We start from the raw sequence: 19,967 nt of genomic DNA on the forward strand, positions 1-19,967 counted from the left end.
GGCCCCCTTCTCTCGCTGACCCACGTCGAAGTCAGCCGACCGGCACCACTGCCGGCCAACGGCCCGCGCACCGCACGTCCCTCTCGACGGCTTCTCGCGCGAAAGAGCTGAGCTCTCCATGACGACTCTCCGTACCCTCCCCAGCACCCTTCCCGCCGACCGCGCCGCGCACCGTCACCGGCTGCGAGCCGTGGCCCCGGGCGAGGTTCCGCCGGTGGCGGAGCTGCTGCACCCCGGGGCGACCTGGCTGCCCGCACCGCAGCACTCCCTCCCCGCGCTGCCGGGGCAGCCGCCGATGGTCGGCTACCTGGTGCTCGTACCGGCCGAACGGCCCGGCACCGACAGCGCCCCGCCCGTCGGCCGGGGGGACGCGCTGGTGAGTATCGACCCCGAGCAGCGGACGGCGCGGGTGGCGGGCAAGCCCCTGGACCTGACCTATCTGGAGTTCGAGCTGCTGGCCCACCTCGTGGCGCACCCGAACCGGGTGCACACCCGCGACCAGCTGGTGACCACGGTGTGGGGCTACGGTCACGTGGGCGACGGGCGCACGGTCGACGTCCACGTCGCCCGGCTCCGCCGCAAGATGGGGGCGGAGCACCGCGCGTCGATCGTGACCGTGCGCAGGGTGGGCTACAAGTACGCGCCCCCGACCGGCTCCTGACGGGCCGACGACTGCTCGGCGGGCGAGGCAGGCGAGGCGTGCACGGCGTGCGAAGCGTGCTCGGCGTGCGAGAGGTCCGGCAACCACCGCAGCCCGCGCGGGAGTTGCCAGCTCCGCTCGCCGAGCAGGGCCAGGGCCGAGGGCAGCAGCACCATGCGGACGACCGTGGCGTCGAGCAGGACGGCCACGGCGAGGCCGACGCCCATCTGCTGCATGTCCTGCATCGAGAGCATGGCGAAGACCGCGAACACGGCGACCATGATCGTGGCGGCCCCGGTGACCGGTCCGGCGGTGGCCCGGATGCCCTCGCGGATGGCGTCGCGGGTCGACAGCCCGCCGGCGCGTGCCTCGCGGATCCGGGACACCACGAACACGTGGTAGTCCATGGACAGTCCGAAGAGCACCACGAGGACGAACAGCGGCATCCAGCTCTCGACGGCCCCGGCCGCCTCCACCCCGAGCGGGCCCGCGCCCCAGCCGTGCTGGAAGACGGCGGTCATCACCCCGTACGAGGCCGCCACGGACAGCAGGTTGAGGGCGATGGACACCGCCGCAACGGGCAGTGAGCGGAAGCACAGCAGCATCAGCAGGAAGGTCGCGACGGTGATGAACGCGAAGACCGGGACGATGCCGCGCCCGAGCTGGTCGTCGAAGTCGGCGGCGGAGGCGAGCTCCCCGGTCACATAGGCGTGCCGGGACACGGGGCCGAGCGTCCGCGGGACGAGGTCGTGCCGGAGCGTGTCCAGCGAGGCCCGGCCGTCTCCGGCGAGCGGGACGGAGATCTCCGCGACGTGCCGCCGCGCGTACGGGGTGACGGTGATGCCGTGCCCGAACCGGCCGCTCGCCTGCGCCCGCCGGGTGAAGTCCTGCACGGCGGCGGTGAAGCGCGGCGAGGTCACGTCGTCGGCCGCGACGACGACCTTGGCGGGGTCGGGCCCGCCGGGGAAGGTGCGGGTGATCTGCTCGTAGGAGACGCGCAGCGGGGCGTCCTTCGGCATCTGCTGCTGCAGGCCCAGCTGTTGGGTCTTCATGCCCAGGGCCGGTGCGGCCAGCACGAGCAGGACGGCGACGGCTCCGGCCGCCATGACCGCGGGCCTGCCGAGGACGGGCCGCAGCACCGCACCCGCGAGACGCGCCCTGGGCGTCCGGCTCTTCCGGGCGCGGGCGCCGAGGAGGGGCAGCCTGCCCTTCTCCACGCGGTCGCCGAGCCAGGACAGGAGCGCGGGCAGGACGGTCACCGAGCCGAGCATGGCGATGAGGACGACCAGGATGGTCGCGAGGGCAAAGCCCTTGAAGAGCATGAGTCCGGACAGGAACAGCCCGGCCATCGCCACCATGACGGTGATCCCGGAGACCAGCACCGCCCGGCCGCTGGTGGCGGCGGCGATGCGCAGCGCGGTGCCGGCGTCCCGTCCGGCGGCCCGCTCGTCGCGCTCGCGGCGCAGGTAGAACAGGCAGTAGTCGACGCCGACGGCGAGGCCCATGAGGAGCATCACCGAGGTGGTGGTCTGGAACACGTGCAGCGCGTGACTGGCCACGGCCAGCAGGCCGTTGGCGGCGACGAACGCGGTCACGGCGAGGCCGACCGGCAGCAGGGCGGCGACCACCGCGCCGAAGACGACGAGCAGGATGCCGAGGGCGAGCGGCACGGCCACCCACTCGGCCGTGCCGAAGTCGTCGCCGAGCATGGTGTCGAGCCACTTGGCGCCACTGGCGGCACCGTACTGGTGGAAGGCCAGCTCCGGGTGGGCCGTCCTGGCCCTGCCGACCGCGTCGAGTACGGGCTGCACCCGCTCGCCGGCGGTGTCCGGGTCGCCCCGGACGGCGAAGCGCAGGAGGGCAGCCTTGTTGTCGGCGGACGGCAGGGGGCTCTTGATGCCCTCGGTGCGGCCGGTGGCGTCGAGGGCCCGGGCGAGCTCGCCGGCGGCGGAGCGCCAACCGCCCGCCTCCGGGCCGGAGATCATGACCGCTTCGGCGGCGGGATGGCGGATACCCGCGTCGGCGAGGATGCGTTCGGCCCGGGCGGTGTCGCCCGTGCTCTGTTCGACGGTGGTCATCTTCGCCACGCCGGCCGCACCCCCGGCCACCGAGGCCAGGACGACGAAGAGCAGCCAGCCGAGGATCGCGGTCCGGCGGTGCCGGGTGCTCCAGACGCCGAGGCGGGCGGCGAGACTGCGCGGCGGGCCGCCGTGCTGAGGGGCCCGGGGAAGAGTGGAAGTGGTCACGCTCCGACGCTAGGAATCCGGGCGGCGATCCCCCAGCCGCCGGGGCCCCCGCCCGGAGGGTGGTGCTGGGTACACCCCCGCCGACCGTCTGCGCCCCGTGACCGGCCCCTCTCCGACCTTGCAGAATGGACGCAGGGCCCGGGCAACACGGGCCCTCGGCACGACCGGGGAGAGCACCGATGAAGATCCGCAGAGCACCACTGGCCACCGCACGGGCAGGGTGGCTGGCGATCAGCGGGCTGATCACATCGATCATTTTGTTTACGCTCACGATCGTGTCGATCGCCCTCATCACGGCCGGCATCGGTGTCTTCACCACCCCACACGTCATCAAGGCCGTGCGGGCCTACACCGGCACGCGCCGGGCCCAGGCCAAGTCCTGGGCAGATGTGGACATTCCGTCGCCCTATCTGCCACTGAAGCAGCAATATCCCGGTGTTTTCGGTCAGATAGAACTGTGCCGGGACCTGCTGAAGGACAAGGCCACCTGGCGCGACCTGCAGTGGCTGCTGGTGGACATGATCGCGGGCTTCGTCCTGTCCATCCTGCCGCCGATCCTGTTCCTCTACGTGCTGTACGGCCCCGTGCTGGCCCTCGGTGTCTGGAAGCCGATCGTCGAGAACGGCGGCAACGAGTGGTTCACCTTCCTCCGCATCACCGACCAGACCACCGCCAACATGGCCGCGGTCCTCGGGGTCGCGTACGGCGTACTCGGCCTGTTCGTGAACCCGGCACTGCTGCGCGCGAACTTCCTCCTCGCCAAGTCGTTCCTCGCCCCCACCCCCGCGCAGGCGCTGGCCCAGCGCGTCGAGCGCCTGACCGAGACCCGACACGACGCTGTTGACACCTCGGCCGCCGAACTGCGCCGCATCGAGCGCGATCTGCACGACGGCGCACAGGCTCGGCTCGTCGCCGTGGGCATGAGCCTGGGCACGATCGAGGCGCTGATCGAGAAGGACCCCGCCAAGGCCAGGGAGCTGCTGGCCGCCGCCCGGGCGTCCTCCGCCGAGGCGCTGACCGAACTGCGCGACCTCGTGCGCGGCATCCACCCTCCCGTACTCGCCGAGCGCGGCTTCGCCGACGCCGTACGGGCCCTGGCGCTGCGGCTGCCGCTGCCCGTCGAGGTGGCCGTCGAGATGCCCGGCCGGGCCGAGGAACCGGTCGAGGCCGCCGCGTACTTCGCGGTCAGCGAGATCCTCACCAACGCCGTCAAGCACTCGGGCGCCCGGCAGATCTGGCTGGACGCGCACCACGCCGAGGGGATGCTGCGCATCGCCGTCACCGACAACGGGCACGGCGGGGCCGATGTGTCGCTCGGTACGGGCCTCGCGGGCATCGAGCGACGGCTCGGCGCCTTCGACGGCGTCCTCGCGGTGAACAGCCCGGCGGGCGGGCCGACGATGGTCACCGTCGAGATCCCCTGCACACTCAGGGCAAACGCCTGACGCGGTGGGGCACAGTGGTCACATGACCGACACCTCTGAACTCGTCACCCTCCTCGGCCTCCAACCGCACGTCGAGGGCGGCTGGTTCCGCGAGACGTGGAAGACGGACGGCGCCGTGGTGCCCGAGGGTTACCCGGGCCCGCGGCCGTTCGCGACAGGCATCTACTTCCTGCTCCACCCCGGCGAGTCCTCCCGCTGGCACCGCGTCCGCTCCGACGAGATGTGGCTGTGGCACCGGGGCGGCCCCCTGCGGCTGCGCTTCGGCGGCGAGGGCGAGACCCCGGACGAGGCGGGTGTGACGGAGGTGGTGCTCGGCCCCGGCATCGAGCACGGCGAGCGGCCCCAGGTGGTGTTCCCCGGCGGCACGTGGCAGGCCGCGGAACCGGCCGGTGACGAGCCCGTGTTGGTCTCCTGCGTGGTGGCCCCGGGCTTCTCCTACGAGGACTTCATGCTGTATCCGCCCGTATAAGGGAGGATGGGGGCGCCCCCGGCCTCGGAGGCGCCCCCGACTCTGGAGCTCCCGTGCGCGTTGTCCTTGCCGAAGACCTGTTCCTGTTGCGCGACGGGCTGGTACGGATGCTCGAGGCGTACGACTTCGAGATCGCGGCAGCGGTCGACAGCGGACCGGCACTGACCGAGGCGCTCGCCGAACTGCGGCCGGACGTGGCCATCGTGGACGTCCGGCTGCCGCCCTCCTTCACCGACGAGGGCCTGCAGTGCGCCCTCGCGGCCCGGCGGGCGACGCCCGGACTGCCGGTGCTGGTGCTCTCGCAGCACGTGGAGCAGCTGTACGCGCAGGAGCTGCTCGCCGACGGCAGCGGCGGGATCGGCTATCTGCTCAAGGACCGGGTCTTCGACGCGGACCAGTTCATCGACGCCGTACGCCGCGTGGCCGCGGGCGGCACCGCGATGGACCCGCAGGTCATCTCACAGCTGCTGACCCGGCGGTCGCAGGACGCGCCGATGGGGCGGCTGACCCCGCGGGAGCGCGAAGTGATCGAGCTGATGGCGCAGGGACGGTCCAACACGGCCATCGCGGCACAGCTGTTCATCACGGAGCGCGCGATCGCGAAGCACACCTCCAACATCTTCGGCAAGCTGGGGCTGCCGCCGTCCGACGACGACAACCGGCGTGTGCTGGCGGTCCTGGCGTATCTCGACCGGGGCTGACGGGCGGCCGTCCCCGGCATTCGCCACAATAGGGCCGGAAGGCCCGACAAAGGAGACGTGCCCATGCCGCAGCTCGACGCCTCGACCGTGCCCAACCTGCGCGACCTCGGGGGCGTCGCGCTCGCCGGCAACTCGGCCGTCCGGCCCGGTCTGCTGCTCCGCTCCGGACAGCTCGACCGGCTCGACACAGCGGCCGACCCGGCCGTGGCCGCGCTCGGCATCCGCACCGTCGTGGACCTGCGCACCGAGGCCGAGCGGCAGGAGCGGCCCGACCGGATGCCGCAGGGAGCGCGCCTGATCGTCGCCGACGTCCTGGCCTCCACGGCAGCCGCCGGCGCGATGCCGGCCCACCTCGAGTCGGCGCTCGGCAGCCCGTCCGCGGCGGAGGAACAGCTCGGGGGCGGCAAGGCCGAGAAGCTGATGTGCGACGTCTACCGGTCGTTCGTGACCTCGGAGCCCGCCTGCCGGGCGTACGGCCGGCTGATCGGCACGCTCGCGGAGCCGGACTGCGGTCCGCTGCTCTTCCACTGCACGGCGGGCAAGGACCGCACCGGGTGGGCCGCGGTGGTCCTGCTGCTGTTGCTCGGCGCGGACGAGGCAACGGCGGAGGCCGAGTACCTCGCGGGCGGCTCCGTGGCCCCCTTCGCCCCGGTGGTGGACCGGTTCACCGCCGCCGGCGGGAACCCGGAGATCGCGCAGGCGGTGTTCGGGGTGCGCGCCTCCTATCTGGCGGCGGCCCTCGAGGAGATGCTGCGGCGGCACGGGTCGGCGGAGGGCTACGTACGGGAGGGCCTCGGCGTCCCGGGCCGGTCGGTGGACCGGGTACGAGCACGGTACGTGGCCTGAGAGCGGATCGCGTCCCGCGACGTGACGCGACGGTCCGTGGCATCGGCCACGGACCACACGAACTGCCGTCCGCCGGCGCGGACTTCGGGAGCGCCACACACACCGACGGGTGAGGTGACCATCGCATCATTCACTCGTTCTACGGACGTGGAGCAGCAAGCGACAGCCCCCCGGCCCTTCGCCCCGGACCCCGGTCACATCCCCGCCCCCACCGTCCACGTCGACATCGAGCAGGCCGAAGCCGCGCTCATCGAGCACTACCCCCGTCTCGTGCGCCTCTGCTATCTCGTGCTGCCGCCGACACTGGGCCGCCACCGCCGGGTGCTGACCGCACACGCGCTCGTCCAGCGGTCCCTGCCACGCAACCGCGTCACCGGCGAGACCCATGACACGGACGACCCGGGCTACGCCTATGTGCGCCAGCGCGTGCTCAGAGCCGCGCTGGCCGCGGCCCGTCCGCGCGGGCGGCGGCAGCTGCCCCGCGTGGGCCAACTGCCGCCGCTGCTCCCGCAGGTGTGGGGGCTGCGGCTGTTCCCGCGCTCGGGCGGAGCCGACGAACTCGCCCTCGACCAGGCCCTCGCGGGCCTGTCCGCGCCCGGCCGGGCCGCGCTCGTCCTGCGCGCCCTCGAGCTGCCGGCGGAGCGGGAAGTCCACCTCCTGCTGGCCGCCGCCGGGGTAGACGGCCCCGGCGCGGCCCTGGCCGAGGCGGCCGGCGTGCGCACCCCGCCCGGCAGCCGGGACGTCTCGCTGCTGGAGTCGGTGGAGTTCGACCCGTGCTCCCTCCAGGCCCGGCCCACCGACCTGATGCGCCGCCGCCAGCACACCCGGGCCGCGTCCGCGGCGGCCGCGGCGGTCGTGCTGTGCGGTGCGCTGCTGGGGCTGCCCGGCGACGGCTGGGGCAGCGACGGCGCCGCCGCCCCGCCGTACGCGAGCAACGCGTCGGCCCAACGCGCCCTGGATCCGGCCCAGTTGAGCCGCGTATCGGCCACCGCGTGGCAGCGCGCCGACCGCCCCGGCTTCGCCACCTGGCCCGCGCGCGGCAACCGCACCGGCGACGAGGCGCTGCTGCGCCGCGCGCTCGCCGTCTGGGCGCGCCCGGGCGGCACCGTCCAGGTCACCGGGACACCGGGCACCCAGACGGGCCCCGCGGCGGGCCCCCCGCAGCTGCTCTACGCGGGCGACGTGGACTCCGCCGCGGTCGCCCTCTTCTACGACGGCCTGCGCGTGGTGCGCTACGCCGAGGCGAAGAACGGCGACACGAGCGGCGCCGCCCTGGACTTCGCGCGCACGGACGCGGCCGACGCCGACTCCGCGACGGCCGTCGTCGTCAGCCGCACCGACGGCAACGTCCGCTATCTGACGGCCCCTTGGGCCGACAGCGCGGCCCTGCGCGACCTGCTCAAGCCGGAGGGCGCGGCACAGCCGCTGCACCGCGACGCGGACGGGGTGACCGACCCCGTCCGCAGCCCCGTCCCCGCGGCGGCCGGCGACTGCGCCTCCTGGACGGCCCTCCAGCTCGGCGGCCGGCTGGTGACGGACCTGGGCGAGCTCGTCCCGGCCCGCCTCACCGGCGGCAGCCCCGAGGCCCCGCACGACGTCAACAGCGCGGCGGCGCGCACCGCGTGGGCCCACACCGCGTGCCGGCTGCAGACGGTGCGGTCGCAGGGCATGCGGTCGGTCAACGCCTGGCAGTTCGCGGCCCAGCCGCTGCCCGGCGGCGCCGGGAGCGCCGCGTGGTACTGCACCCGAGGCGAGACCTGGCGCGGCCCGGGCAGCCGGGTGCTGGCCCAGTTCCAGCCCCCGGGCGGCAGGCCCGCCTCCCAGGCGGCGGCCGTCACCCAGGCCGCGGACTCCCCCGCGTGCGGGGCGCACGACCCGCACGTACTGGCGGGTGTGCTGTGGAAGTCGCGCGCGGGCACGTGGTACGCGCTCGCCGCGGGCAGCGAGGACGTCGCCTCGATCACCGCCACCGGCGGCGTTCACGGCACCGCGCCGGGCCCGGCGTTGGCACTCCCGGCGAAGCCGGGCGCACAGGCCGAACTCAGCGCCCGGCTGGACGACGGAAAGAAGATCGGCATGCTGCACTAGCGGATCCGGCGATCCAGTGATCAAGTACCGGGCGCTGACAGGTCTTTTACCGCGTCCGTTTAGGATGCATCCCATGACCACCGGGGTGCGCCGCAGGATGGGCGTCGAGGAGCGGCGCGAGCAGCTGATCGGCGTCGCGCTCGAGTTGTTCAGCCACCGCTCCCCCGACGCCGTGTCCCTTGATGACATCGCCGAGGCGGCCGGGATATCCCGGCCGCTCCTCTACCGCTACTTCACCGGCAAGCAGAGCCTGTACGAGGCTGCGCTGTGCCGCGCCGCCGAGGAGCTGACCGCGCTCTTCGCCGAACCGTACGAAGGACCGCCCGGCACACGGCTGTTGCGGGTGGTGAACCGCTTCTTCGACTTCGTGGAGTCCCACGGCGCCGGCTTCGCCACGCTGCTGCGCGGCGCACCGGCGGGTGCGCTCTCCCCCGAGACGGAGGCGGTGACCGACGGGGTGCGCCGCAGGGCGTACGAGCACCTGCTCGTCCACCTCGGCGTCGCGGCGCCCGGCCCGCGCCTGGAGGTCGCGCTGCGCTCCTGGATGTCCCTGGCGGAGACGACCGCGCTGCTGTGGCTGGACGGCCGCCGCGTCCCGCGCGCGGAGCTGGAGCTGCAGCTCGTCCAGGCCTTCGTGGCGCTCACGTCGGTGAGCGCGGCGCACGACGACGAGTTGGCGGCGGTGCTGCGGCACATGCTGACGGACGAGCCGTTCGACGGCCTGGCCGACCGCCTCGCCGCACTCGCGTCCTAGATCCCGGACTCAGCTCGCCTTGGTGTAGCCGTACAGCGGCGCGTGGTCGGAGATGCCGGTGGGCTGCTTGGTGTGCCGGTAGTCGGCGTGGTCGGCCAACTGTGTCCAGGAATCGCAGCCGGTGAAGCCGGCGGTGCCGAAGAGGTAGTCGATCTTCGACTCGGTGTAGCCGCCGGTGCGCGGGTCATAGCTGAAGTGCGTGGGCTCGTCGGTCGCGTCGCCCGGCGTGTAGGACTTCCGGTCGCACTCGGGCATCATCCGGTAGAGCGGCTGCAGCCGGGCGGGGATCCGGTGGTTGTACAGGCCCATGTTGAAGTCGCCGCCGAGCACCACCCGGGGATAGGCGGAAATCACCTTCCTGACGGTGGCGATCTCCTTCTCGTACACCCCCGCCGCCAACAGCTGGTCGTTGTTGGACATATGGGTGGTGCAGATATGGGTCTTCCAGCCGGCCACCCCCACGCACATCACCTGGTTGCGGTCGGCGTCCTTGTGCAGCGGGACCGGCAGCGGCACCGGTGCGGGCCGGTGGTTGATCTTCCCCCGTACCAGGATCGCGGTGCTCAGCGTGCCCGAGAGCTTTCCCCGGCAGTCGGAACGGCCGTCATAGCGCTTGCTCTCCGCCCACGCCGCGTTCCAGCCGCGGCCCAAGGCGCCCAGGATCACGGTCAGTTGGCTGGGCCCGGTGGCCCCGCCGCGCCGCGGCGACCCCGAGCACACCTCCTGCAGCATCACCGCGTTGAGCTTGCGCACCCGCACCACCTCGGCGATGGCCTTCGCCTTCTGCTTCGGTTCGTTGCGGTACGGGCAGTAGCTGGAGTCACCGGGCGGGCCGCCGGCCTCGCCGCAGATGTTCCAGGTCATGGCCCGCACCGACTCCACGGCGGCACTCGCGTCCGCCGGCAGGGCCAGCGCGACGGCCGCCCCGCCGAGCACGCCGACCGTGAGGCGACGCGTCAGGGTGCGTATCCGGGACATTCTCACAATGCTCTCCCAAGGGGGTTGACTGAAACACCATTGTCATGCACACCCCCGAGTGCCTCCGCGCGGGATGCCACCGCACAGCACGGTCTTCCGCGAGCCTTGGGGTCCTGTTAGCTTCCTCTCCTCAACACGGGCCCCTCGTAAGGACCTTCATGACCCAGAACCTCGCGCCGTCCCCCGAGTCCGTAGCAGCCTCCTCCGCCCCGGCGGACGGCTGGTGGCGGAGCGCCGTCATCTACCAGGTGTACGTGCGCTCGTTCGCCGACAGCGACGGGGACGGCGTCGGCGATCTGCGCGGGATCCGCGAACGGCTGCCCTATCTCGCCGGTCTCGGCGTGGACGCGGTGTGGCTGACCCCGTTCTACGCCTCCCCGCAGGCGGACGGCGGGTACGACGTCACGGACTACCGTGCGGTGGACCCGCTGTTCGGCGACCTGGCGGACGCCGACGACCTGGTGCGCGAGGCGCACCGGCTGGGGCTGCGGGTCATCGTCGACATCGTGCCCAACCACACCTCCGACCGGCACGCCTGGTTCCTCGCCGCGCTCGCCGGCCGGCCGGGCGGGCGCGACCGTACGCGCTACCACTTCCGCCCGGGCAAGGGGCCGGGCGGCGAACTGCCGCCGAACGACTGGGAGTCCGTCTTCGGCGGCCCCGCCTGGACGCGCACCGTGCGGCCGGACGGCAGCCCGGGCGAGTGGTACCTCCACCTGTTCGCGCCCGAGCAGCCGGACCTCAACTGGGAGAACCCCGAGGTACGCGAGGAGTTCGAGTCCGTCCTGCGGTTCTGGCTGGACCTGGGGGTCGACGGTTTCCGTATCGACGTCGCACACGGCATGATCAAGGCGCCGGGGCTGCCGGACATCGGCCGCAAGGAACAGGCCAAACTCATCGGCAACCAGGTGCTGCCGTTCTTCGACCAGGACGGCGTGCACGAGATCCACCGCTCCTGGCGGCGACTGCTGGACTCCTACGACGGCGACCGCATCGGCGTGGCCGAGGCGTGGGCCCCGACCCCCGAACGGCTCGCGCTGTACGTACGCCCCGACGAACTGCACCAGGCCTTCAACTTCCAGTTCCTCAACTGCGCGTGGGGAGCGGACCCCATGCGGGCCGTGATCGAGGAATCGATGGCGGCCACCCTGTCCGTCGGCGCACCCACCACCTGGGTGCTGTCCAACCACGACGTGGTGCGGCACACCACCCGCTACGGCGGCGGCACACAGGGCGACCGCCGGGCCCGGGCCGCGGCGCTGCTGATGCTGGCCCTGCCCGGCTCGACGTACGTCTACCAGGGCGAGGAGCTCGGCCTGCCGGAGGTCGTGGACCTGCCGGACGAGGTGCGCCAGGACCCGGCGTTCTTCCGCGGCGACGGCCAGGACGGCACCCGCGACGGCTGCCGGGTGCCGATCCCGTGGTCGGGCGACGCGGCCCCGTACGGCTTCGGGCCGGGCGGCAGCTGGCTGCCGCAGCCCGCGGCGTGGCGCGAGCTGTCGGTGGCGGCGCAGTCGGGCGACCCGCGCTCGACGCTGGAGCTCTACCGCTCGGCGCTGGCGCTGCGGCGCGAGCTGCCGGGGCTCGGCGGCGGCGAGATGACCTGGCTCGAGGCCCCGGAGGGCGTCCTGGCCTTCGCCCGCCCGGGCTTCGTCTGCACGCTCAACACCCTCGGCCGCCCGGTGGAGCTGCCGATGCCGGGCCGCCGCCCGGTGCTGGCCACCGCGGCACCCGGGCTCATGGGCGAGACGGCCTGGCTGCCCGCGGACTCCTGCACCTGGTGGGAGGCCTAGGCCAAACGTCACCCGAACGGCGGAGTGCCGGGCGTCACCCGACGACGCTCGGCAACTGATCACACACTCATCGTTCACTCCTGCGTGTGAACGGGGGCTTTCGGAGCTACCGGGGCCCCTCGCAAGGCCCCACCCCACGGGCGCGAATCAGGCCGAAACCGGCCAAGACCAGACTTAGGGATGATCTGCGGCTGTCCATCGTCTGGCACACTCTTGGCCTATGGGTGAAGCGACAGCAAGGACCCTGGAAAGCCGGACGGCCGTCCCGCCACCCACCGAGGAGCGTGCGGACAGGCCGCCTGCAGACCGTTCTTTGCTGCGGAGACTCCGCTCGCCACGCCATCCGCGGCTGTGGTTCGAGATCCTGCTCATCGCGGTCAGCTACTGGACATACTCCCTTGTCCGCAACGCCGTTCCCGAGCAGGAGGCCGCGGCGCTCCGCAACGCCGACTGGATCTGGCGCACCGAGCAGACCCTCCACATCGCGGTCGAGCACACCGTCAACCAGGCCATGAATTCGGTGACGTGGCTCATCGTGGGGATGAACTACTACTACGCCACGCTGCACTTCGTGCTGACCATCGGCGTACTGGTATGGCTCTACCGCTGGCATCCCGGACGGTACGCCGCCGCCCGCCTCGCCCTCTTCGCCACGACGGGCGTGGCGCTGGTCGGCTACTACCTGTACCCGCTCGCGCCGCCACGGCTGATGGAGGGCATCGACTTCATCGACACGGTCGTGGTCCACAACACGTGGGGCTCCATGGCCTCCGGCAACCTCGCGGACGTCTCCAACCAGTACGCGGCGATGCCGTCGATGCACATCGGGTGGTCGACGTGGTGCGGGGTCGTCATCGCGATGCTCGCCGGGCGGGTGTGGGTGAAGGTACTGGCCCTGCTGTACCCGGTGGCGACACTGCTCGTGATCGTCTCGACGGCGAACCACTTCTGGCTGGACGCGGTGGGAGGGCTGCTCTGCCTCAGCTTCGGGTTCGGGGTGTCGTACGCGTGGTACGGCTCGCTCCCGTCGAGGCTGGCGAGGCGGGTGGCGGCACAATCCAGCCCGTCCGGCGTTTGAGGACAGCGCGCGCAGCGTGCTGCGGGGGTTTGGGGGCGCAGCCCCCAAGAAACGGTGAAAGGGCGGGACCGGGGCACAAAACCCCTACCCCCCGTAGAACAACTCCTCCACCACGGCCCGAGCCCTCCGCGTAGTCCGCCGATAATCGTCGAGCATCTCCCCCACATGCCCCGGCTCATAGCCGAGATACCGCCCGACCGCCGCCAAGTCCCGCGCATCCGCGGGGAACATGTCGCCCGCCCGCCCCCGCACGAGCATCACCGCATTGCGCACACTCGTCGCGAGAACCCACGCCTCGTCCAGTATCCGCGCCTCCTCCGCGGAGATCAGCCGGGCCGCGCACGCGGCCGCGAGGGCATCGCGGGTGCGGGGCGTACGCAGACCCGGCTCGGCCCACCCGTGCCGCATTTGGAGCAGCTGAACAGTCCACTCCACATCGGACAGACCGCCCCGCCCGAGCTTGGTGTGGGTGGTGGGGTCCGCGCCGCGCGGGAGGCGTTCGCTCTCCATACGGGCCTTGAGACGGCGGATCTCGCGCACCGCGTCGTCGCCGAGCCCCTCCGGGGGATACCGCAGCGGATCGATCAACTCGACGAACTCACGGCCAAGATCCGCATCGCCGGCCATCGGCTCCGCACGCAGCAGCGCCTGGCTCTCCCACACCAGCGACCACCGCCGGTAGTACGCCCTGTACGAGCCGAGACTGCGCACGAGCGGCCCGGACTTGCCTTCCGGCCGCAGGTCGGCGTCGATGAGCAGCGGCGGGTCGGTGGTGGGCAGTTGCAGCAGCCTGCGCATCTCGTTGGCGACGGCGAAGGCCGCCTTCGCGGCCTCCTGCTCCCCGACACCGTCCCGCGGCTCGTGCACGAACAGCACATCCGCGTCGGACCCGTAGCCCTGCTCGTGACCACCGAACCGGCCCATACCGATGACCGCGAAGCGCGTCGGAAGGGTGTCGCCCCACTCGGCCCGCACGGCAGCCCGCAACGCACCGGCGATAGCGGCAGCGTTCAGATCGGAGACGGCCTGGCCGACGACATCGACGCGATCGCCGGGCTCACCGGCGGTCTCGGCGGCACCACGCGAGCCCGTACCGTATTCCTTCTCCTTCTCCGAAGCCCCGCTGCCGTACGCACCGATGATGTCCGCGGCGGACGTACGGAACAGCTCGCGCCGCCGCACCCCGCGCACCGCGACGATCGCCGCCTCGGCGTCCTCCGCACGGCCGACCGCGGCGAGCGTCTCCTGCTCGAGCGCCTCCCGGTCGCGCGGGCGCAGCCCTTCCTCGGCACCGAGGATGGCGACGGCCTCGGGAGCGCGCAGCAGCAGATCGGGGGCGAGCCGCCCGGCGGAGAGCACACGGGCCAGGTTCTCGGCGGCGGCGCCCTCGTCGCGCAACAGCCGCAGGTACCAGGGGGTCTTGCCCAACGCGTCCGAGACCTTGTGGAAGTTGAGCAGTCCGGCGTCGGGATCGGCGGAGTCGGCGAACCAGCCCAGCAGCACGGGCAGCAGCGTACGCTGGATCGCCGCCTTGCGGGTCACGCCCGAGGCGAGTGCCTCCAGGTGGCGCAGCGCGGCACGCGGGTCCGCGTAGCCGAGGGCCTCGAGGCGCTGGCCGGCGGCCTTGGCGCTGAGCCGGATCTCGCCGGGCTCGAGCTGGGCGACGGCGTCCAGCAGGGGCCGGTAGAAGAGCTTTTCGTGCAGCCGCCGCACCTCACGCGCATGGCGTCTCCACTCCTTGCCGAGCTCCGTGACGGGGTCCGTACGGAAGCCGAGCGAGCGCCCCAGGCGCCGCTGTTCACCCTCGTCCTCGGGCATGAGGTGGGTGCGGCGCAGCCGGTAGAGCTGGATGCGGTGCTCCATGGCACGCAGGAAGCGATACGCGGCGTCGAGCGCGGCGGCATCGGCGCGCCCGACGTAGCCACCCACCGCGAGGGCGGCCAGCGCCTCGAGGGTGCCCGGCTGACGCAGGGTGGCATCGCTGCGCCCGTGCACCAACTGCAACATCTGCACGGCGAACTCGACGTCACGCAACCCGCCCGGCCCGAGCTTGAGTTCGCGCTCGACGTGCCCGACAGGGATCGAGGCGATGACCCGACGCCGCATCTGCTGCACATCGGGAACGAAGTTCTCGCGCTCGGCGGCCTGCCAGACAAGGGGGGCGAGGGCGTCGACGTAGCTCTGCCCGAGGGCGCTGTCACCGGCGACGGGCCGGGCCTTGAGGAGAGCCTGGAACTCCCAGGTCTTCGCCCAACGCTGGTAATAGGCGAGGTGACTGGAGAGCGTGCGCACGAGCGGACCGTTACGCCCCTCGGGGCGGAGGTTGGCGTCGACGGTCCAGATGGTGCCCTCGGCGGTGGTGTCGGAGCACACCTGCATCAGGCGGGAGGCGAGCCGGGTGGCGGCACGCAGGGCGAGCCCCTCCTCGGCGCCGTCGCGGGCCTCGGTGACGAAGATGACGTCCACGTCCGAGACGTAATTCAGCTCCCGCGCACCGCACTTGCCCATGCCGATGACGGCGAGCCGACAGGCGGCGGCCTCCTCGGGCAGCTCCTCGGCGGCGATCACCAGGGCGGCGCGCAGCGTGGCGGTGGCGAGGTCGGCCAGCTCGGCGGCGCTCTGGGCGACGTCGATGGTGCCGGTGACGTCCCGGGCGGCTATCGCGAGCAGACAACGCCGGTAGGCGGCACGCAGCGCGTCGGGGGGCGTGAGCCCGGCGCCGTACGCTCTCTCCATGCCTTCGGCGAGCGCTCGGGCGAACTCCGGTGTCGCGGGATGCAGATCATCCGGCTCGAAGGCGACCAGGACGTGCCAGTCCCCCGGGTGCCGGGCGAGGTGGTCGCCGAGCGCCTCGGACGCACCGAGCACCCCGAGCAGCCGGTCGCGCAGCGGCTTGGCGGCGACAAGGGTGTCGAGCAGCACCCGCCGCTCCCCCTCGTCCAGCGCCTCGGCAAACCGTACGAGCCCGCGCAGCGCGAGGTCGGGGTCGGCGGTGGCGCCGAGCGCGTCGAGGAGCATGGCATCACCGCGCAGCCCGGGGAGCTCGCCGAGGAGCCGCTCGGCGAGGGCGGGATCGGTGAAGCCGCAACGCAGCAACTGGGTGTACGTACTGCTGCGACGCCCCTGCGGCACGGTCATCGGCAGCCTCCGGCTCTGGCTCTGGCGTGCGGTGTCGTTCTGCGGTGGACCTCTGGCTCCAGCCTATCCACCACCGCCGACACCGCGACGGCTGGCTAGCCGGTATATCTGTTGCGCCCGAGGCGTTCATGAGCGCTGGCGAAATGTCCGGAAACTGCTGCGGAGACCGTCGAGAGGTCGAGGGCGAGGGCAAAGCCGGCGATGATTTCGGCCAGGCGGGCCGCACTTCCCTCTCCCGTGCAGCCCATCAACTCCAGAAGTTCGCGCTGCGCGGCAAGGTGGGTGCCGCCACCGACCGTTCCGACGGCCAGGCCGGGGAGAGTCATGCTGGCATAGACGCCGTCCGACGTCCGTTCGAGAATGAACTGCCCCACGCTTGACTCGTGAACACATGCGATGTCCTGACCTGTCGCGGCAAAAATCGCCGCCACAATGTTGGCGACATTCGCGTTCGAACCCAATACTCCGCCGTGGACTGCCCCGGACGCGATGTGGTGGTATCCCATGACCAGTTCAGCGGGCGTTGTGTTCAAGACCCGTTTGATGATGCCTTCGGGAAGGACACAGTCGGCGGTCACCCTGATTCCGCGGCCTTCCGTCATCCTCTGGACGGACGCCTTCTTGTCGCCGGATGTGTTTCCCTCGATGATGAAGGACTCGAGCTCCCGGCCCTTGATCAGGTGAGGCTGTGCCTGGATCCACTGACAGGCATGCCAGGTGCAGGCGGTGGTCATGTTCTGGCCGGCTGCGTCCCCGGTGGTGTAGGTGAACTTCAAGTGGACGGTCCTGCCCAGCAATACGGGTTCGATCGAGATGAGTTCCGCATGTTTCGAGACCTGCCGGACGACCGCCCGAAGCTCACCCAAGTACCGGGCAATCGTTGACGCGAAGAGTCTGGCGGCCGACATCCTGGAGAAGGCGAACACCGGTGCACGTGTCATTCTCTGAGAGACGGCACAGGTACTGACTCCGCCCGCCATGCTGGCAGCCAGCGATCCACGAGTCACCGATGACACCACAGCGCCCTCGGTAGTCGCCAAGGGGGCGTAGATATCTCCCTTGACGTTCTCTCCACGGAACAGCAACGGCCCGGCCAGGCCGACCGGGACCTCGACGCTGCCGACGAATCCCTCGATATTCCCGGTCAGCCTACTGGCGTCGAGCCGCGTGTGTTCCATGGAATTCAGGCCGAGCCCGGTTATGGAGCGAATCCAGTTGAGCCGTTGAAGCCGAGCCGACTCCGTGTAGATTCCTCGCGCCGGAACGTACCTTCCCAACCCCACGGCACTACCTCTCATCAGGCTCTCACCAGGATCGCGTTGGCCGAGTGTGTGGTCCCACTGACCCGGACCACACACTCGGGTGTCATGTCACGGCACGACGATCGTCATGACCCCGGTGACCGTGAGATCGGACAAGCCGCTCGTCGAGCATGCCGTCACGGCGTGTTCCGGCTGGGTTCCGCTGACGACAATGGTGACGGTGCCACCCGCGTACCTTCCGGAGGTGTACGACGCGGAGATGGTCTGGGCCCCGTTGGTCAGGTCGGCCAGCGAGGGCTCGTTCCAGATGAAGGTGCTGGTGGCAGGCCCGCCGGAGACGTTCCAGAAGGATTCTTGCGTGGAGCCGTCGTTCGCGTAGACGCCGGCCAGGCAACTGGCGTCCGTCGGCGAGCTCTGCGCCTGGAACGTGTTGCCGTCGGCGACATCGCTGTTCAGGTAGGGATCTCCACTGCAGGACCAGATTCTGGCGCTGGTGGTGGGCACCGTCTTGAACGTAACGGTGGCGGGAGTAGTGCTGATGGGGGTGTCCCAGTGCTGCGTCCACGTGATGTTGCAGGTGATGGTCTGGGCCGCGTTGGCCTGGTTCACGGAAACGCCCAGGAGGCCGCCCGTGCCGACGAGGATCGTGAGTACGGCGGCCAGAATCCACCACCGGCGCCCAGGCTTGCCGTCGTGCTGTGCCCCGTTGACGGGATCCGGTTTCATGATGTGTTCCTCCATTCTCGAAGGGAGGGGGGACTGACGGTCGATAGGGCGTTGGCAAGGAGAGGCGTGCGGGCGGTGTTCCGCCGGGCCGGGGATATCAGAGGTCGTGGTGGGGGGCGTCCTGGGGCGCTTCCGGTCGGGCAAATGCCAGAGCGAGTGCGGCGACAGCCAACGCGGCCAGGGTGTAGACCGAGACCAGGTGGGGACTGGGGAAATCCCCTCGCACAAGGAGAACCTGGACGAGGGTGCCTCCCAACAGCGCCCCGCCCTGGTAGCCGGCCGAGACTCCGGTGCAGCGCACCGAGAAGGGAAACTGTTCGGCCAGGAGTGCGGCCGTGGGCCCGCAGAGTGCGGCGAATGCGACGAGACCCACGACAAATACCGCGATCATCAGGGTTCGGGAGAGAGTCTCGACGAGAGGGAAGAACACCGCCGTATGGACTGCGGTGGCGAGGAGTCCGATCAGGCAGACCCGTCGCCGGCCATAGCGATCCGACAGTGCCGCGAACCCCGGGATCAGCCCTGCCAGCAGGACCGGCCCACCGGTCAACAAGATGATGACTTCGGAGGGCGGCATGCCTGCGACGCTCAGGAAGTACGACAGGGCAAAACCGAACGAGAACGTGTAGAACGCGACCTCGACGCCAATCGTCACGCCGATCGCGACAAGCAGGCGTCGCGGGTGACGCCGCACTGCCTCGACCAGCGGAAACCGGACCCGCGTGCGCTTGTCGGCGGGTGTGGCGAACACCGAGGCCTGTGCAACGTTCTGCTGTGTCCACCACGCGACAACCACCAGAACCAGGGACAGCAGGAACGGCACCCGCCAGCCCCAAGCCAGGTAGTCATGCGCGGGAAGGGCGGTGGACATCGTGTTGAGGGCCACCGCCGCCAGAAGGTAGCCGGCCGGCATCCCGACCAAGGCCCAGGCTGTGACCAGCCCGCGTCGGCTCGGGTGAGCGTGTTCCCATGACAGGACCACGGCGGCACCCCAGACTCCCCCCAGACCCAGGCCCTGCACCAGACGCAGGATGACCAGAACGATCGGAGCGCCGAGCCCGATCGTCCAGTACGGAGGCAACAGCGGGATCAACCCGGTGGGAACCGCCGTGAGCATCAAAGCCCCCACCATCATCGGACGTCGGCCGTATCGGTCGCCGATGTATCCGAAAACCAGGCCGCCCAAAGGCCGTGTCACAAACCCGGATCCGAACATGCCGAGCGCAAGCAGAGTGCCCGTCAGCGGCACAGCCGCCGGAAAGTACAAGTGATCGAACGCCATGGCGGAGGCTCTGACGAAGAGGAAGAAGTCGTACCACACCAACGTGCTGCCCAGCAGACTCGCGATCACCGCTCGGCGCACAGCGCCCGAAGCAAAGACTGGGCTACTAGCGCGATTTCGCGTGAAAACCGAAAAAACCGTCGCCACAGAGACGGGCGCCCACTGTCCCACCGTCGGCCTCCAGATAGCTACCAGAATCCGGCCCGTAACCGACCAGGAACCGACCAGGGCCCGAAGCAGTTGACTGTCCTTTGCGCGCAGAACCCCTGTCAGGACTGGTTAGTTGAGCTAGGGGAACTGCTTGATCCTCCGCGTCGGGATCACATTGACCGCCCACGGAATCCTGTTTGTGGATCCGCTGTACGGCGAATTGCGGTCACTATCCTGCGTCCCCGCAGCCAACACCAGAGGGCGCGGAACCAGCGCAAAGGGCGTGCCACCCGGGCGCAGAGCACACCACCCGGGCGCTGCATGGGACGCGCGCCCCCCACCTCTCCACCGTGAGGCTGGCACCGAGCTGG

15 protein-coding genes are annotated in these 19,967 nt (G+C 71.1%); 9 read left to right on the forward strand and 6 right to left on the reverse strand.

What is annotated here, in order from left to right; genetic code table 11:
* Positions 1 to 118 precede the first annotated feature (118 nt).
* A complete protein-coding gene (locus ACV530_RS32560; protein ID WP_494336289.1) occupies positions 119 to 661 on the forward strand; it encodes a winged helix-turn-helix domain-containing protein in 543 nt (180 codons plus the stop codon).
* On the opposite strand, the gene ACV530_RS32565 is transcribed toward ACV530_RS32560, so the two are convergent.
* Positions 631 to 2,886, reverse strand: a complete 2,256-nt coding sequence (locus tag ACV530_RS32565; RefSeq protein ID WP_494336290.1) for an MMPL family transporter — start codon at positions 2,884 to 2,886, stop codon at positions 631 to 633. The two genes, ACV530_RS32560 and ACV530_RS32565, sit on opposite strands and share 31 nt — an antisense overlap.
* Before the next feature lie 179 nt (positions 2,887 to 3,065).
* Here ACV530_RS32565 and ACV530_RS32570 point away from each other — a divergent pair, with 179 nt between their 5' ends.
* The 6 genes from ACV530_RS32570 to ACV530_RS32595 all read left to right on the forward strand — a co-directional run bounded on the left by ACV530_RS32570 (position 3,066) and on the right by ACV530_RS32595 (position 9,189).
* On the forward strand, positions 3,066 to 4,331 hold the full coding sequence (locus tag ACV530_RS32570) for a sensor histidine kinase (protein WP_494336291.1): 1,266 nt from the start codon (positions 3,066 to 3,068) through the stop codon (positions 4,329 to 4,331).
* Between the two features lie 22 nt (positions 4,332 to 4,353).
* Complete coding sequence (locus ACV530_RS32575; protein ID WP_494336292.1) at positions 4,354 to 4,800, forward strand: cupin domain-containing protein; 447 nt, start codon at positions 4,354 to 4,356, stop codon at positions 4,798 to 4,800.
* A gap of 53 nt (positions 4,801 to 4,853) precedes the next feature.
* Entirely contained in the window at positions 4,854 to 5,501 is a 648-nt protein-coding gene (locus ACV530_RS32580; RefSeq protein ID WP_494336293.1) for a LuxR C-terminal-related transcriptional regulator, read from the forward strand.
* Positions 5,502 to 5,564: 63 nt separating this feature from the next.
* Entirely contained in the window at positions 5,565 to 6,347 is a 783-nt protein-coding gene (locus ACV530_RS32585; RefSeq protein WP_494336294.1) for a tyrosine-protein phosphatase, read from the forward strand.
* Positions 6,348 to 6,494: 147 nt separating this feature from the next.
* On the forward strand, positions 6,495 to 8,435 hold the full coding sequence (locus tag ACV530_RS32590; protein WP_494336295.1) for a hypothetical protein: 1,941 nt from the start codon (positions 6,495 to 6,497) through the stop codon (positions 8,433 to 8,435).
* Between the two features lie 73 nt (positions 8,436 to 8,508).
* Positions 8,509 to 9,189 (forward strand): TetR/AcrR family transcriptional regulator, encoded by a 681-nt coding sequence (locus tag ACV530_RS32595; RefSeq protein WP_494336296.1) that lies wholly within the window; start codon positions 8,509 to 8,511, stop codon positions 9,187 to 9,189.
* Between the two features lie 9 nt (positions 9,190 to 9,198).
* Here ACV530_RS32595 and ACV530_RS32600 read toward each other — a convergent pair whose 3' ends face one another.
* Complete coding sequence (locus tag ACV530_RS32600; RefSeq protein ID WP_494336297.1) at positions 9,199 to 10,167, reverse strand: endonuclease/exonuclease/phosphatase family protein; 969 nt, start codon at positions 10,165 to 10,167, stop codon at positions 9,199 to 9,201.
* Positions 10,168 to 10,325: 158 nt separating this feature from the next.
* On the opposite strand from ACV530_RS32600, the gene ACV530_RS32605 reads away from it, so the two are divergent.
* Together ACV530_RS32605 and ACV530_RS32610 are read left to right on the forward strand one after the other, a co-directional pair.
* Positions 10,326 to 11,960 (forward strand): glycoside hydrolase family 13 protein, encoded by a 1,635-nt coding sequence (locus ACV530_RS32605; RefSeq protein ID WP_494336298.1) that lies wholly within the window; start codon positions 10,326 to 10,328, stop codon positions 11,958 to 11,960.
* Between the two features lie 220 nt (positions 11,961 to 12,180).
* Positions 12,181 to 13,038 carry a phosphatase PAP2 family protein gene (locus tag ACV530_RS32610; RefSeq protein WP_494336299.1) on the forward strand — a complete coding sequence of 286 codons (858 nt, stop codon included), beginning with the start codon at positions 12,181 to 12,183 and terminating at the stop codon, positions 13,036 to 13,038.
* 84 nt (positions 13,039 to 13,122) lie between these two features.
* Here ACV530_RS32610 and ACV530_RS32615 read toward each other — a convergent pair whose 3' ends face one another.
* The 4 genes from ACV530_RS32615 to ACV530_RS32630 form a co-directional block, all read right to left on the reverse strand.
* Entirely contained in the window at positions 13,123 to 16,176 is a 3,054-nt protein-coding gene (locus ACV530_RS32615; protein WP_494336300.1) for a bifunctional [glutamine synthetase] adenylyltransferase/[glutamine synthetase]-adenylyl-L-tyrosine phosphorylase, read from the reverse strand.
* Between the two features lie 95 nt (positions 16,177 to 16,271).
* The gene (locus ACV530_RS32620; RefSeq protein WP_494336301.1) at positions 16,272 to 17,354 is read right to left on the reverse strand and encodes a hydroxymethylglutaryl-CoA reductase; all 1,083 of its coding nucleotides are present in this window, start codon (positions 17,352 to 17,354) and stop codon (positions 16,272 to 16,274) included.
* A 192-nt stretch (positions 17,355 to 17,546) separates the two neighbouring features.
* Positions 17,547 to 18,164, reverse strand: coding sequence for a hypothetical protein (locus ACV530_RS32625; RefSeq protein WP_494336302.1), 618 nt, complete (start codon positions 18,162 to 18,164; stop codon positions 17,547 to 17,549).
* 97 nt (positions 18,165 to 18,261) lie between these two features.
* Positions 18,262 to 19,515 (reverse strand): MFS transporter, encoded by a 1,254-nt coding sequence (locus ACV530_RS32630; protein WP_494336303.1) that lies wholly within the window; start codon positions 19,513 to 19,515, stop codon positions 18,262 to 18,264.
* Positions 19,516 to 19,967: the final 452 nt, after the last annotated feature.

Source organism: Streptomyces sp. SX-6 (assembly GCF_059089585.1).

What these genes read in the sequence shown, in the direction of transcription:
- ACV530_RS32600 (WP_494336297.1), bottom strand. Translation starts at nt 10,167, where the DNA reads ATGTCCCGGATACGCACCCTGACGCGTCGCCTCACGGTCGGCGTGCTC.
- ACV530_RS32605 (WP_494336298.1), top strand. Translation starts at nt 10,326, where the DNA reads ATGACCCAGAACCTCGCGCCGTCCCCCGAGTCCGTAGCAGCCTCCTCC.
- ACV530_RS32575 (WP_494336292.1), top strand. Translation starts at nt 4,354, where the DNA reads ATGACCGACACCTCTGAACTCGTCACCCTCCTCGGCCTCCAACCGCAC.
- ACV530_RS32560 (WP_494336289.1), top strand. Translation starts at nt 119, where the DNA reads ATGACGACTCTCCGTACCCTCCCCAGCACCCTTCCCGCCGACCGCGCC.
- ACV530_RS32620 (WP_494336301.1), bottom strand. Translation starts at nt 17,354, where the DNA reads ATGGAACACACGCGGCTCGACGCCAGTAGGCTGACCGGGAATATCGAG.
- ACV530_RS32585 (WP_494336294.1), top strand. Translation starts at nt 5,565, where the DNA reads ATGCCGCAGCTCGACGCCTCGACCGTGCCCAACCTGCGCGACCTCGGG.
- ACV530_RS32615 (WP_494336300.1), bottom strand. Translation starts at nt 16,176, where the DNA reads ATGACCGTGCCGCAGGGGCGTCGCAGCAGTACGTACACCCAGTTGCTG.
- ACV530_RS32570 (WP_494336291.1), top strand. Translation starts at nt 3,066, where the DNA reads ATGAAGATCCGCAGAGCACCACTGGCCACCGCACGGGCAGGGTGGCTG.
- ACV530_RS32595 (WP_494336296.1), top strand. Translation starts at nt 8,509, where the DNA reads ATGACCACCGGGGTGCGCCGCAGGATGGGCGTCGAGGAGCGGCGCGAG.
- ACV530_RS32625 (WP_494336302.1), bottom strand. Translation starts at nt 18,164, where the DNA reads ATGAAACCGGATCCCGTCAACGGGGCACAGCACGACGGCAAGCCTGGG.
- ACV530_RS32610 (WP_494336299.1), top strand. Translation starts at nt 12,181, where the DNA reads ATGGGTGAAGCGACAGCAAGGACCCTGGAAAGCCGGACGGCCGTCCCG.